Source organism: Niveispirillum sp., from assembly GCF_017996735.1.
Classification (GTDB): Bacteria; Pseudomonadota; Alphaproteobacteria; order Azospirillales; family Azospirillaceae; genus Niveispirillum.
Genome location: NZ_JAGOGJ010000004.1, coordinates 59,208 through 73,216 on the forward strand (window position 1 = coordinate 59,208; position 14,009 = coordinate 73,216).

Below are 14,009 nucleotides of genomic sequence, written 5' to 3' on the forward strand. Positions count from 1 at the left end.
GGCATTTCTGATGCCGACCTTGGCGGCGGCGTGATCAAGCAGCGTGTTGCCCGTCCGGTTGCTGGAAAATCCGGCGGATTCCGTAACATCATCTTGTTGAGAGTGGGGAGTCTGGCGTTCTTCGTCCATGGGTTTGCCAAGATTGATCTGGGAATATCCATCGGGATGAAGTGGATATGTTCAAGGTCTTGGCTCAGCAGATTCTGAGTCTTGACGACGAACGACTGGAGGCTGCGCTGCGGTCCGGAACATTTGTGGAGATTTCACGGGATGCCGAAGCAATATCGTAGCGACGTGATGGCGTCCATTCATGAAACCGCCGAAGGTCTGTACGGCGCTGGCCTGATAGATAAGCAGACCATGCGTCAGTTCGATGACGGATGTCTGACCCCGGTGACGCCGCTTGCACCCGAAGAGATCAAGGCGTTGCGCGAACGTGAAGGTGCCAGCCAGGCCGTCTTCGCCCGCTATCTGAACGTAACGACCGGCTTGGTGAGCCAGTGGGAGCGCGGCGAGCGTCATCCGCAGGGCGCATCATTAAAGTTGCTGTCGCTCGTCGCGCGACGGGGTTTGTCGGCGGTCGCCTGAACACGCCCTACGCCCCGCCCCACCAAACCCTTCATCTGATTTGCGAATACCCAGCCCGCCGTTTCGCTATTGCGAATAACTCGCACCCGTGCTTTCTTGCGAGCCATTATCAATCGCGGGTGAAGCGGGGACATGGCGACGGGGGTGGAGCAGCAGGGGCGGCGGTCCTTCTGGTTGAAGCATCTGCACCAATGGCATTGGGTCAGTTCGGCCCTGTGCCTGATCGGCATGCTGCTGTTCGCCGTGACCGGCATCACCCTGAACAATGCCCGCCATGTGGAGGCCAAGCCGAAGACCGTGACGGTGGAGGCTGTCCTGCCCGAGACGCTGCGTCCCGCACTGGAGATCGGTGCGGGACCGGTGCCGGCTGTCATCGTGGATTGGTTCCGGACCGAATTGCGGCTGGACGTTGCCGCCGGTGTACCCGAATGGTCCGATGACGAGCTTTACATCGCCCTGCCGCGCCCCGGCGGTGACGGTTGGGCGACGATCGCCCGCGCGGATGGCGCCGTCCTCCATGAGGTGACGGACCGGGGCTGGGTCTCCTACCTCAACGATCTGCACAAGGGACGGGGGACGGGGGCGATCTGGTCCTGGTTCCTGGACATCTTCGCCGTAGCCTGCCTGGTCTTCTGCATTACCGGCCTTTTCCTTCTGCACCTGCATGCGGGCAATCGCCCCAGCACCTGGCCGCTGGTCGGGCTGGGGCTGGTGGCGCCTGTCCTGCTGCTGATCCTTCTTATCCACTGATCTTTCAGGATTGAACCCATGCGCACGCTTCTGTCGCTTTCGCTGACCGGTCTGGCCGTCACCCCTGCGCTTGCCGGGGAACTGGCGGTGACGGTGGAGATCCCCAAGCTGGAGGTGGCGGAATATCACCGCCCCTATGTCGCGGCCTGGATCGAGACGCCGGACCAGCAGTTCGTCGCCAACCTGACCGTCCGCTATGACGTGAAGATGCGCGACAATGAGGGGACGAAATGGCTGAAGGACATGCGCCAATGGTGGCGCCGGTCGGGTCGCGACCTGACCATGCCGGTGGATGGCGTGTCGGCACCGACCCTGCCAGTGGGTGAGAACCGGCTGACCTGGGACAGCGCCAAGGCCCCCCTGAACGGCCTGAAGCCCGGTTCCTACGCCCTGGTGGTGGAGGCCGCGCGCGAGGTGGGCGGGCGTGAACTGATCCGCGTGCCGTTCGACTGGAACGGCAAGGACACCAAGACCGAGGCCAAGGGTGAGACCGAGTTGGGCCGTATCGCGGTCGAAGTGAAGGGTTGAACGCCCCACCGTCCAATTGACATCAAGATCACAGGAGCCTGCCCCATGAAGTCGCTGCTTACTCGCGCCACCCTGGCCCTGACGCTGGCCGTTTCCATCGCCGGTCCGGCGGCGGCCCACCGGCAATGGATGCTGCCTTCGGCCACCGTCCTGTCGGGCCAGGACCCGTGGATCACGGTCGATGCCGCCGTGTCCAACGACCTGTTCTATTTCGAACATGTGCCGCTGCGCCTGGACGGGTTGGCTGTCACCAATCCCGACGGCTCGGTCGGCACGGCCGAGAACCAGGCGACGGGCAAGTATCGCAGCACCTTCGATGTGCATCTGACGCAGCCGGGCACCTATAAGGTGGCGCTGGCCAGCGGTGGCGTCATGGCCAGTTGGGAAGAAAACGGGCAGCGCAAGCGCTGGCGCGGCACGGCGGAGAGCTTCGCCAAGGAAGTGCCGGCCAATGCCGAAAAGCTGCAGGTGACCGAAGGGGCCCGCCGTCTGGAATTCTTCGCCACGGCCGGCAAGCCGACAGACACGGTGCTGAAGCCCACGGGCAAGGGCCTGGAACTGTCCCCCGTCACCCATCCGAACGACCTGTTCGCGGGTGAGAAGGCCAGCTTCAAGCTGCTGCTGGACGGCAAGCCCGCCGCCAATATCGACGTCACGGTTATTCCCGGCGGCATCCGTTACCGCAACGACCTGGGCGAAATGAAGGTGAAGACCGACAAGGATGGCGCCTTCACCATCACCTGGCCTAACCCCGGTATGTACTGGCTGACCGCCCAGGCCGAGGACAACAAGACCAGCGTGCCGCAGGCGACCAAGCGGTCCGCCAGCTATACGGCCACGTTCGAGGTGCTGGCGCAGTAAGGGCTGTTACCGTTCCGCCCCTCTGCCCCGTGCATGGGCGGGGGGGCGGCAACTGCCGGCGTCACATCGATGAAGATCCATCCCAGCATCCCCCTGCGCCTGATCCTGCCGCTGGACGCACCGGCAGCCGCCCTGCCGCCGGCACAAACGCCGGTGGTGCGGTTGTCGGGCACGACCATGGGCACCTATTGGTCCGTGGCGGCCATCGCCCCGAAGGGGCCGGAGCCGCTGAGCCTGCGTCGGGGGATCGTCGCCATCCTGGACCGGGTCGTGGCGGTGATGAGCCATTGGGAACCGGCCAGCGACCTTTGCCGCTATAACCGCGCGCCGCAGGGTTGGGTGAGTGTGGACCCGATGCTGTCGGACGTTCTGTCGGCCGCACTGACGGTGGCGGCAGACAGTGGCGGGGCCTGTGATCCGGCCATCGGCGGACTGGTCGATGCCTGGGGTTTCGGGCCGCCCGGCCCCGTCACCGGCCCGCCGGAGGAGGGGTATATCCAAACCCTGCTGTCCGGTCCGCGCTGGACCGACCTGCGGGTACAGCCGGGGCGGATCTGGCAGCCGGGCGGCCTTCGCCTGGATCTGTCGGCCATCGCCAAGGGTTACGCCGTGGACCTTGTCGCCCGTTTTCTGGACGAACAGGGGGTGATGAGCCATCTGGTCGATATTGGCGGCGAGTTGCGGGGGTGGGGCATCAAGCACGATGCCACGCCCTGGTGGGTCGATCTGGAACAGGCGGCGGGCCGCGACGGCCGACCGGGCGGTCGCGCCAACCGGATCGCGCTGCATGGTCTGTCGGTGGCGACCAGCGGCGACAGCCGCCGCTTCATGGTGGGACAAGACGGGCGGCGCCTGTCCCATACGCTGGACCCCAGAACCGGTTGGCCGGTGCCCGATGATCTGGCAGCGGTGACCGTGCTGCATACCGACTGCATGATGGCTGACATGCTGGCCACGGCCCTGACCGTGATGGGCGCTGATGCCGGTCCCACCTGGGCCGCCGAACGCGGCATCATGGCCCTGTTTGTCCGGCGTCGGGGGAATGGGATCACCGAAACAGTGACGCCTGCGCTGGCAGCGCTGGTGGAGGATGCGTGATGGACCCGCTGAGCCAGCGCTATCTCTGGGCCGGGCTGGTAATGGCAATCTATGCCCTGTTCTGCGCGGTCATTTTCCGCCGGCATGCCCTGCGCAACCGCCCCGTGGGTGTGGGAGAGGGTATCCTGGTCGCCTATGCATCCCAGACCGGATTCGCCGAAAACCTGGCCCGGCACACGGTCGCTGGCCTGATCGGGGCTGGCCAGTCGGCCTGGGCCGAAGCCATCGACCGCATCGATGCGGCCCGCCTGTCGGGACTGACCCGCGCCCTGTTCATCGTTTCCACGACGGGGGAGGGTGATGCACCTGACCACGCGGCCGGCTTTGTGCGGCGGGTCATGGGCGCGTCGGCACCGCTGCCGACCCTGAAATACGGGCTGCTGGCGCTGGGTGACCGTGATTACACGAAATTCTGCGCCTTTGGTCACGCGCTGGACGGCTGGCTGCGCCATCAGGGGGCGGTGCCGCTGTTCGACATGGTGGAGGTGGATGACGGTGATGCCGGCGCCCTGCGCCATTGGCAGCATCATCTGGGACAGATCGCCGGCCACGTGCATCTGCCCGACTGGACCGCGCCCGACTATCAGGAATGGCTGCTGACGGACCGCCGTCACCTTAACCCCGGCAGTCCGGGGGCGCCGATCTTCCATCTGCGCCTGACCCCGCCCCCGGGCGCCAAGGCCGACTGGCAGGCCGGCGACATCGCGGAGGTGGGGCCGTGCAATCCCCCCGACCTGATCGCCGCCGCCCTGGTCGATGCCGGGGGCGACCGGGCCGAGACCCGTGACGGCACAACCCGCCCCCTGTCGCACTGGCTGGCCGAAACCATTCTGCCGGCGGGGCGGGAACCCTTGCCGCACCGGGAATATTCCATCGCCTCTCTGCCGGCCGACGGCACCCTGGACCTTGTGGTGCGGCGCATGGCGGGACCGGACGGACGCTTGGGGCTGGGGTCGGGCTGGTTGACGCGGCATGCCCCGATCGGCGGCCCGATCCGGCTGCGTCTGCGCCGCAATCCCGGTTTTCACCCGCCTGTTGACGACCGGCCCCTGATCCTGATCGGCAATGGCACCGGCATCGCGGGCCTGCGTGCCCATCTGAAGGCGCGGGCGGCGGCAGGCTACGGGCGCAACTGGCTGCTGTTCGGGGAGCGCACGGCGACACATGACAGCCTGTTCGCCGATGAACTGGCCGCGTGGCAGGCCTCGGGCATGCTCACCCGCCTGGACCGCGCCTTTTCCCGTGATGGCGACCGTCCCGTCTATGTCCAGCACCTGCTGGCCGCAGCCGGCGACACGGTTGCCCGATGGGCGGAGGATGGTGCCGCCCTCTATGTCTGCGGCAGCCTGGAGGGCATGGCCGCCGGAGTGCATGCGGCCCTGACCGATATTCTGGGGCCGGAGATGCTGGAAGAAATGGCCACACAGCGGCGTTATTGCCGCGATGTCTATTGATCCCCTCGTGACTCTCACTGACGGATTTGAATTGATAATAAGAATGATTCTTATTAATAAGTGAGGGCATCTTTCACGGAGACCATCATGCACCGTCCCGCCGCCGCCCTTGCCGTCCTGCTGCTGATCGCCGGCCCCGCCGCCGCGCACACGGGCTATCTGAAACCCAACCTGTTCAACACGCCGCAGCGGGATCACATCACCGTGGAGGGGGCGTTCGCGGAGGAAATGTTTGTTCCCGACGTGGTGATGAAGGCGGATGATTATCATGTCGTCACCCCCTCGGGCGCCAAGGTGAAGCTGCCCGCCGTCACCTATCTGCGCGATCTGGCCCTGTTCGAGGTGGACCTGCCGGAGACGGGTACCTACCGCATCTCCACCGGCGTGCGGGAAGGGGCGAAGCGCAAGATGGCGCTGGTCAATGGCAAATGGGAACCGCTGCGCGAGCGGGAGGGGGCGCCCGCCGGAGCCCGCGTTGCCGAAGCGCAAAGCATCACCCGGTCGGATGTCTATGTCAGCAAGGGACCTGCCAGCGACAAGGCGCTGACGCCGGCCGGCACGGGGCTGGAAATCATCCCGCTGGCGCATCCCAACCGCCTGGATGCCGGGGCCGCGCTGCCGGTGCGGTTGCTGCTGGATGGCAAGCCGGTGGCGGGTGTCGCCATCAGCCTGCACGGTCCCGGCCTGCCGGATGAGGAGCATGCCAAGGCCGTGACGGTAACCACCGACAAGGATGGCAAGGCCAGCATCGCCCTGCCCGGGGAAGGCGCCTTCCTGTTGCTGGCCCGGCACCGGGTAGAGGCCGCGGACGGCCCCGTGGCGGTGAAAAGCCACAGCGCCACCCTGACCTTCGCCGTGGGCGCGTAAAAGAGAACCGGCACCATCGCCATATACACCTTCCGGTATCGTCTCTGCTAAGCTGCCCGGAGGATCAACACCGGGAGCGGGTGGAATGCTGACGGGCACGGCCGGGTTGCTTCGGCTGCTGGGCGAGGGGAACAGCCGGGGCACGGCCGTGGTCGTGGACCTGGCGGAGGTTCCCTATGCCGAGAACCCGCTGTTCCGGCAATCCATCGTGCATCTGCTGGACAGTTTTGCAGCGCAGTTCCAGCCCGAAGTGGTGGATGTCGGCCGTTACACTCAGGTTTTCCTGTTCGAGACGACGAACGCCCATCCTTTCATCAACAAGTTGAAGGCGGTGGCCGCCGATTTTGCCGAACAGCATATGGGAGCGCCGCGCTTCACCATCCACCATCTGCCGCACGATGCCAGCCGGCTGGCCGCGCTGTTGAAGCGTGTGGCGCCCATGACGGTGGAGGAACCGCCCCCGACCCTCAGCGCGGCCGAGCAACAGCAACTGGCTGCGGTGCATAAGCTGGCGGTTTACGAGCAGGTGTTGGGCGGGGCCGACGTGTCGGCCCTGGTGCGGGAAAGCCCGGTCTGGCGCCGGGGACGGGACGGGCGCTGGGAGCTGGAATTTGCCGAGGTCACGGTGGCGCTGGACCATCTGGAACGGGCCGTGGGCACGCCGTTGCGCCGCGATCCCTGGCTGTTGCAGCAGATTACGCCCGTCCTGGACCGCCGCGTCATCCGGCATTTTCAGCATGAACCGTCACGGCTGGCCACACCGCACAGCCTGAACCTGCAATGGCGATCCGTTCTGGGACCGGTATTCCTGGAATTTGTGCGCGACCTGACCTATGACCAGCGCCGCAACATGATCGTCGAGATATCGGCCCTTGATGCCGACCTGACGGCGGATGGTCTTGCCGATGCCGTGGATACGCTGCGCCTGTGGGATTGCCGTGTCGCCATCGATCATCTGTCCCTGCGCCATACCGACCCCGGCTATCTGCCGCTGAATGCGCTGGATTATCTGAAGCTGGACATTGGCGGCCTGCCGCTGGATGCCGACGGGGCGGCACCGCCGCTGCCCGGCTGGATGGTGGCGTTCGGGGTGGACCGGATCGTCGCCATCCATCCGCGCAGCAATGAGGCGTTGCGGGCGTGTTTGATGCTGGGGCTGGGGCTGGTTGAGCAGCGTGACCGGCCGGTCGGGTGAGGGGAACGATGACGCGTTTGCTGGTGCTGCTACTTCTGTCCATAGTGGCCTCACGCAGTGGCGCGAAGGAAATTGCACCGACGCCCGAGCATTGCTTTGTCGAGAAAATATACGATACGGCGCCGGTCATGGCGTATGTCGGAGATCGCAAATGTCTGGCATTTGAACCGGCAAGAGTAATGACGGGTATCTGGATCAACCAGTTTGAAGGATCAATCTTTCGCGAAAATGCGAAGATAATGGCTGAAGCCAATGTCAGCCGGCACAATGCATGGCTGCAATTTGATGAAGAAACCCAGATGCCGGATGGTTTTAAACCTGTGGCTGGGCATGGTTACCGGCTCCGATTTATCGGCCTCATACCAAAGGCAGGTCAGTCCAGTCAGTATGGTCACTTAGGCATGTGGAAGCGGATGGTTCTGGTCGATCGCGTGATCGCCTGGGAGGACCTTGGGTCGTTCAATCCTTGTGGGGAAGCAAGGAGGGCGGCCGGGCTGTGCCAGTAACCTCGGGCTTGATGCGATAGCCAGGGTGACAATGTAAAAAAAGGCCCGTGTGGGTTTCCCCACGCGAGCCTTTTTTATCAGGTCTGGATCAGATGCCGACGGCGTGACCGTCAGCCTGGCTCAGGGCGAAGTGGCGGCGGATATGGGCGACCAGCACTTCATTGCTTGTCGGGATATCCATCTCCGACGTGTCCAGCACCAGATCGGGCTTCACCGGCGCCTCGAACGGGGCCGAAACGCCGGTGAATTGCTGGATCTTGCCGGCCTGGGCAGCGGCATAAAGGCCCTTGGGGTCGCGGGCGGCACAGGTGGAGACGTCCGCCTTGACCCAGACCTCATGGAAGCCCTCGCCAATCGTGGCGCGGGCCAGATCGCGCAGTTCGACGGTGGGGGAGATCAAGCTGACCAGCACGACGCTGCCCGTCTCCGCCATCAGCTTCGCCACCTCGGCCACGCGGCGCACATTCTCCAGCCGTTCGGCGGGGGAGAAGCCGAGATCCTTGTTCAGGCCCTTGCGCATATTGTCGCCATCCAGCACGGCCACGCGCCAGCCATCATCGAACAGACGCCGCTGCGTGCCCATGGACAGGGTAGACTTGCCGGCCCCAGACAGGCCCGTCAGCCAGATCACGCCACCACGATGGCCGTTACGCGCCTCGAACGCCTCGCGGTTGACGGAGCTGTTCACGGCGGTGACGGGGCCGGTCACGGTAACATTGGCGGCGGCCCCCAGCACGATGCAGCCGCCGACAATGCGACCACCGCGCGCCAGACCGGCACGGCCCGTGATGGGCAACTCGCCGGCATGGTCAAAGGCGATGGGAGCCGAGGAGCGCAGCACGATCTCCGCGATACCGCCCTGACCCAGTTCGGAGCCTTCGCCGTCGGTCAGATGTTCGACATCCACCAGACGCTCGAACTTCTCCACCACCACCGGATGTTCGGAAGTGGCCAGACGCAGGCTGATGCGGCTGCCGGCCGTCAGGCTTTCCGGGTCCAGCCAGAAGGCGCGGACGCGGATGGTGGTGGCGATATGCGGCATGTGGCCGGCAAGCGCGATGATCTGCCCGCGGTTCAGCGCCGCATCCTCGATGAAGGAGACGGCGACCGATTGTCCGGCCCGCGCCTCGTTCACCGGGCCCTTGCCGGCATCGATGCTGGCCACCGTGGCAGGCTGGCCGGTCGGCGCGATTTCCACCTTGTCGCCGATCTTCAGGCGGCCCGTCTCGATACGGCCCACGGCCAGACGGGTGTCACCCTTGCGGTACACGTCCTGGATGGGCAGGCGCAAGGCGGCTTCGGTGCGCGGGGCGGCGGGGACCAGCAGGTCCAGCGCCTCCAGCAGCGTCGGGCCGCGATACCACGCCATCTTGTCCGACCGGTCGGCGATATTGTCGCCATGACGGGCCGACAGCGGGATCACGTAAAGCGGTTCGATGCCCAGCTTCTGCAGATAGTCGCTGACATCGCCGGCGACACCCTTCCAGGCGTCTTCGGCATGGCCGACCAGATCCATCTTGTTGACGGCCACGATCACCTTGCGCACGCCCAGCAGCGACAGGAGATAGGCATGGCGTCGCGTCTGTTCGGAAATGCCGCGTTCGGCATCGGTGACCAGGACGGCGGCGTCGGCAGCGGCGGCCCCCGTCACCATGTTGCGCAGGAATTCGCGGTGGCCCGGCGCATCGATGATGACATAGGGGCGCTTGGGCGTCCTGAACCAGATGCGCGTGGTGTCCAGCGTGATGCCCTGGTCACGCTCGATCTGCAGCGCGTCCAGCAGGAACGACCATTCCATATGCAGACCGCGCTGCTCGGACACTTTCTTCAGTTCCGCCAGACGGCCCTCGGGCAGGCTGTCGGTATCGTGCAGCAGGCGGCCGATCAGCGTGGACTTGCCATGATCGACATGGCCGACAATGACGATGGGGTAGGGGGCCAGCGGGGCCTTTTTCACAATTCCACCTTGGGACGGTGTCGCGGCCGACAATGTATCGATCCGGAGTGCGGCGTTCGCCATAATCTTTACATCCACTTCTTACAGGTAACCAGTCGCGCGCAGCCGTTCGAACGCATCTTCGGCCTCATGGTCCATGGACCGGCCGGCGCGTTCGGGCGTGCGCGTGGTTTCAAGCTCGTCGATGATCTCGTCGATGGTGCTGGCATTGCTGTCCACCGGGAAGGTGATGCCGATTTCACCCAGCGACCGGAAGCGCTTGCCATCCTTGGCGAAATAGAGCGGCACCAGGGGGATTTCCTCCCGCTTGATGTAGCGCCAGACGTCAACCTCGGTCCAGGCCAGCAGCGGATGCACGCGGGTATGGGTGCCGGGATGGCGTTCGATCGTGTACTGGTCCCAGAATTCGGGCGGCTGGTGGGCCGCCTGCCAGGCGCCGTCCAGCCCGCGCGGGCTGAAGATGCGTTCCTTGGCGCGGGTGGCCTGCTCATCACGGCGGATGCCGGTGATCAGCCCGTCGAACTGATACTTCTCCAGGGCGGCGGCCAGACCCAGCGACTTGCGGGCCGCGATGCGCGTGCCAGGCGGCAGGGTCGGGTCCGTCATCTCGATGGGCGGGCACTCATCCTTGATCAGGTTGAGGCCCCATTCTTCGGCATAACGGTTCCGGAACTCATAGCTTTCCGGGAATTCCAGGCCGGTATCCAGGTGCGCCACGGGGAAGGGCAGTTCGCCCATGAAGGCCTTGCGGCACAGCCAGATCAGGACGTTGCTGTCCTTGCCCAGCGACCAGAGCAGGCTCAGACGCTTCAGGCGCACACGCGCCTCGCGCAGGATATAGATGCTCTGGGCTTCAAGCTGGTCGAGATGGTCGAGATGTTGATCGGTGCTGCTCATCAGGAGGCTCCCACCAGATTTGTTGCGGACGAAAGCGGCAGGTGGATTCCGCATTCCGTCTTTTCCTGACCGCGCCAGCGGCCTGCTCTTATATCTTCACCCTGCGCGACCCGGTCTGTACAGGGCATACAGCCGATGGACAGGTATCCGTCTTCTTCAAGCGGGTGACGCGGCAGGTCATGCCGGTCAAGATAGGCTTCCACATCGGCACGGGTATAGCCGGCCAAGGGGTTGACCTTGATCCGCCCGTCGGCCGCTTCGAACAAGGGTAGTTCGATGCGGGTCGTGGCCTGGTAACGCTTGCGGCCTGTGATCCAGGCCCCGAACGGCGCCAGACCGGCATCCAGCACACGCACCTTGCGGAAATCACAGCAAGCCGTGTTGTTGGTGCGCCAGAGCAGGCCGTCCTTGTCGTGCGCCGCTTCCGCCTCAACCGTCGGCGACAGTTCGCGCACGCCGGTCAGACCCAGCGTTTCGACCAGCTTGCGCTTGTAACGCAGGGTCTCGCCAAACAGCTTACGGGTGTTCACGAACAGCACGGGCAGCGCCTTGTCGATCTGTGCAACCTGATGCAACAAGATTGCACTTTCCGTGCCGAAGGATGAAACCAGCGCCAGTTGATCCTTGAACTCCGTTTCGATCAGGGGGCGCAGAAGCTCCACCCCCGTCAGATGACCATAGCGCGCGTTCAGGTCGCGGGCGCGGGCCTGAAGATCGGTGATCATGCCGGGACCGTGCCTTTCAGGTGACGGCGCAGCAGGGAGCTGCCTTCCTCCCGGCCCAGCGCCGGCTGGAACGCCACCGAGATTTCCTTCAGCGCATGCGCCCAGGCGGGGCCGACACGGTCCGCCGGCACCACCACCGTATCCACGCCCACACGGGTCAGGAACAGGTACTGGTCGGGGATGATATGGCCGAAGGCGCGAATCTCTCCCTTGTAATCGAACCGTTCCCGCAGTTCGCGGGCGGCAGAGAAGGCGCGGCCATCGCGGAATTTCGGGAATTCCAGGGCGACCAGCGACAGGGACCCCAGATCATCCGCGATTTCGGTCGCCAGTTGGTTGGATTTCAGCCGCACGCCCACGGCATCGCGACGGGCCGTCAGCGCGTCGCGTTCGGCGCGCCAGCGTTCCAGCGACACGATGACGGCGCCCTCGGCGGGGATGTCCTGGTCATCGGCAAGGTCGGTCCAGCGGTCGTCGATGGGCAGACCACGATCAAGCACGGGCATAGAGGGCCTCCTTGAACGGGGCGTGGCCGGTGCGGGCCAGCGTCTGAATAAAAATCTCGCCGGGCTGGCGCAGCTTCACGAAGGTGTTCACCACCGTTTCGACCGCATCGATGATGCCGTCATAATCGAAGCCGGGGCCGACGATCTCGCCCAGGGCCGCGTTGGTGCCGGCATCGCCGCCCAACAGGATCTGGAACAGTTCCTCGCCCTTCTTGTCCACGCCCAGAATGCCGATATGGCCGACATGGTGATGGCCGCAGGCATTGATGCAGCCGCTGATCTTGATCTTCAGCTCACCCAGATCATGCTGCCGGTCCAGGTCGGCGAAGCGTTCGGCAATACGCTGCGCCACCGGGATGGCGCGTGTATTGGCCAGCGCGCAGTAATCCAGGCCCGGGCAGGCGATGATGTCGGAGATCAACCCGGCATTGGCCGTGCCTAGGCCGGCCTTGTCCAGCGCCTGCCACAGGGCATAGAGATCGTCCTGGCGCACATGGGCCAGAACGAGGTTCTGCTCATGCGTCACGCGGACTTCGCCGAAGCTGTAAAGGTCAGCCAGATCGGCGACGGTTTCCAACTGATCCGCATCCGCATCGCCGGGAATGCCGCCGATGGGCTTCAGGCTGATGGTGGCGATGGCGTAGCCCTGGGTCTTGTGCGCCGTCAGGTTGGTGCGGGTCCAGCGGGCAAAGGCCGGGTCGGCTTCCTTGGCAGCCTCGAAGCCCTCCGACACGGCGGGCAGGTCAGCCCAGGGCGGCGGCGCGAAATGGCTCTGGATCGCGTCCACGATGGCGGGGTCGACATGGAATTTCTGCCGCGGCAGGCGGGCATATTCCTCTTCGATCAGGCCGATGAACTTATCGGCGCCCATCTCGTTCACGGTGATCTTGATGCGCGCCTTGTAGATATTGTCGCGCCGTCCAAGCTGGTTATAGACGCGCAGGATGGCTTCCAGATAGCCGATGATCTCTTCCACCGGTACAAACTCACGGGCCTTCACCGCCAGATAGGGCGTGCGGCCCTGGCCGCCACCAACATAGACGGTGAAGCCGACACGGCCCGTCTTCTCGTCCTTGCGTGCGATCAGGCCGATATCATGGACCTGTACCGCGGCGCGGTCGTTGGGACTGCCGGTGATGGCGATCTTGAATTTGCGCGGCAGATAGGTGAATTCCGGGTGCAGCGTGGACCATTGCCGCAGGATTTCGGCATAGACGCGGGGATCCACCAGCTCATCCGCCGCCGCGCCACAGAACTGATCCGTGGTGACGTTGCGGATGCAGTTGCCGCTGGTCTGGATGGCATGCATGTCCACTTCGGCCAGTTCGCGCAGGATGGCGGGCACATCCTCCAGCTTGGGCCAGTTGAACTGGATGTTCTGGCGCGTCGTGAAATGGCCGTAACCCTTGTCATAGACGCGGGCGATGCGGGCCAGACGGCGCACCTGCGTGGAAGACAGCATGCCGTAGGGCACGGCCACGCGCAGCATATAGGCGTGAAGCTGGAGATAGAGACCGTTCATCAGCCGGATGGGCTTGAACTCCTCCTCCGTGATCTCACCCTTCAGGCGGCGTTCGACCTGGGCGCGGAACTGCTCCACCCGTTCGAAGATGAAGGTCTTGTCGAACTCGTCATAGCGATAGACGGCGGCATGCGCATCGGCCGGCTGATTGCTGCGGAGGGCGGGGGCGTGCGTATCAGGCATGGGGGTCGGGCCTGTCTTTTCTGTCAATCGTGTGGGGTCAGGCGGCGGGCTGGCGGGCCTGCTTGCCCAGGTCGCGGCGAACGGTGGGGCCGATGCCCTTCAGTCGCTCGCGCAGATGGGTGGGGCGGGTGCCAGCCTCGGTGATCTCCACATCCAGCGGATAGACATCGACCACGGTCTGGCGCTTTTCCTCGGCCTTGGCGAAATCAAGCGCCTGGGCGATGGCGTCGCCTTCGAACACGGCCGCCTGGGCCACATCCTCCACCCAAGTGTTGCCGGCGCCCAGCCAGACGGCCTCCCCGTCCAGAAGACGGCTGGCAGCGACGGATTGCTGGGTTCCCTTGGCTTTGACCAACATCTCTTCGGACTTCC

Annotated in this window: 16 protein-coding genes; 10 read left to right on the forward strand and 6 right to left on the reverse strand. The window is 64.8% G+C overall.

Features of this window, described 5'->3' with window-relative positions; genetic code table 11:
• Positions 1-30: 30 nt before the first annotated feature.
• The 10 genes from KBA48_RS02900 to KBA48_RS02945 all read left to right on the forward strand — a co-directional run bounded on the left by KBA48_RS02900 (position 31) and on the right by KBA48_RS02945 (position 7,847).
• The gene (locus KBA48_RS02900) at positions 31-207 is read left to right on the forward strand and encodes a type II toxin-antitoxin system RelE/ParE family toxin (RefSeq protein WP_292903542.1); all 177 of its coding nucleotides are present in this window, start codon (positions 31-33) and stop codon (positions 205-207) included.
• A 63-nt stretch (positions 208-270) separates the two neighbouring features.
• Positions 271-588 (forward strand): DNA-binding transcriptional regulator, encoded by a 318-nt coding sequence (locus KBA48_RS02905; RefSeq protein WP_292903482.1) that lies wholly within the window; start codon positions 271-273, stop codon positions 586-588.
• Positions 589-720: 132 nt separating this feature from the next.
• On the forward strand, positions 721-1,338 hold the full coding sequence (locus tag KBA48_RS02910) for a PepSY-associated TM helix domain-containing protein (RefSeq protein WP_292903483.1): 618 nt from the start codon (positions 721-723) through the stop codon (positions 1,336-1,338).
• A gap of 18 nt (positions 1,339-1,356) precedes the next feature.
• Positions 1,357-1,866 carry a DUF2271 domain-containing protein gene (locus KBA48_RS02915; RefSeq protein ID WP_292903484.1) on the forward strand — a complete coding sequence of 170 codons (510 nt, stop codon included), beginning with the start codon at positions 1,357-1,359 and terminating at the stop codon, positions 1,864-1,866.
• 45 nt (positions 1,867-1,911) lie between these two features.
• Positions 1,912-2,727 carry a DUF4198 domain-containing protein gene (locus KBA48_RS02920; protein ID WP_292903485.1) on the forward strand — a complete coding sequence of 272 codons (816 nt, stop codon included), beginning with the start codon at positions 1,912-1,914 and terminating at the stop codon, positions 2,725-2,727.
• 69 nt (positions 2,728-2,796) lie between these two features.
• Positions 2,797-3,825, forward strand: a complete 1,029-nt coding sequence (locus tag KBA48_RS02925; protein WP_292903486.1) for an FAD:protein FMN transferase — start codon at positions 2,797-2,799, stop codon at positions 3,823-3,825.
• Positions 3,825-5,279, forward strand: coding sequence for a sulfite reductase subunit alpha (locus tag KBA48_RS02930; protein WP_292903487.1), 1,455 nt, complete (start codon positions 3,825-3,827; stop codon positions 5,277-5,279). The genes KBA48_RS02925 and KBA48_RS02930 overlap by 1 nt, the downstream gene beginning before the upstream one ends.
• 87 nt (positions 5,280-5,366) lie before the next feature.
• Complete coding sequence (locus KBA48_RS02935; RefSeq protein WP_292903488.1) at positions 5,367-6,146, forward strand: DUF4198 domain-containing protein; 780 nt, start codon at positions 5,367-5,369, stop codon at positions 6,144-6,146.
• 85 nt (positions 6,147-6,231) lie between these two features.
• Positions 6,232-7,341 (forward strand): hypothetical protein, encoded by a 1,110-nt coding sequence (locus KBA48_RS02940; RefSeq protein WP_292903489.1) that lies wholly within the window; start codon positions 6,232-6,234, stop codon positions 7,339-7,341.
• Between the two features lie 8 nt (positions 7,342-7,349).
• Complete coding sequence (locus KBA48_RS02945; RefSeq protein WP_292903490.1) at positions 7,350-7,847, forward strand: hypothetical protein; 498 nt, start codon at positions 7,350-7,352, stop codon at positions 7,845-7,847.
• 88 nt (positions 7,848-7,935) lie between these two features.
• Here KBA48_RS02945 and cysC read toward each other — a convergent pair whose 3' ends face one another.
• From cysC to KBA48_RS02975, 6 genes are all read right to left on the reverse strand, one after another.
• Entirely contained in the window at positions 7,936-9,804 is a 1,869-nt protein-coding gene (cysC, locus tag KBA48_RS02950; protein ID WP_292903491.1) for an adenylyl-sulfate kinase, read from the reverse strand.
• Positions 9,805-9,885: 81 nt separating this feature from the next.
• The gene (gene cysD / locus KBA48_RS02955; RefSeq protein ID WP_292903492.1) at positions 9,886-10,701 is read right to left on the reverse strand and encodes a sulfate adenylyltransferase subunit CysD; all 816 of its coding nucleotides are present in this window, start codon (positions 10,699-10,701) and stop codon (positions 9,886-9,888) included.
• Positions 10,701-11,426 (reverse strand): phosphoadenylyl-sulfate reductase, encoded by a 726-nt coding sequence (locus KBA48_RS02960; protein ID WP_292903493.1) that lies wholly within the window; start codon positions 11,424-11,426, stop codon positions 10,701-10,703. The genes cysD and KBA48_RS02960 overlap by 1 nt, the downstream gene beginning before the upstream one ends.
• Positions 11,423-11,932 (reverse strand): DUF934 domain-containing protein, encoded by a 510-nt coding sequence (locus KBA48_RS02965; RefSeq protein ID WP_292903494.1) that lies wholly within the window; start codon positions 11,930-11,932, stop codon positions 11,423-11,425. The genes KBA48_RS02960 and KBA48_RS02965 overlap by 4 nt, the downstream gene beginning before the upstream one ends.
• Entirely contained in the window at positions 11,919-13,637 is a 1,719-nt protein-coding gene (locus KBA48_RS02970) for a nitrite/sulfite reductase (RefSeq protein ID WP_292903495.1), read from the reverse strand. The genes KBA48_RS02965 and KBA48_RS02970 overlap by 14 nt, the downstream gene beginning before the upstream one ends.
• Before the next feature lie 37 nt (positions 13,638-13,674).
• Positions 13,675-13,995, reverse strand: a complete 321-nt coding sequence (locus KBA48_RS02975; protein ID WP_292903496.1) for a DUF2849 domain-containing protein — start codon at positions 13,993-13,995, stop codon at positions 13,675-13,677.
• Between the last annotated feature and the right edge of the window lie 14 nt (positions 13,996-14,009).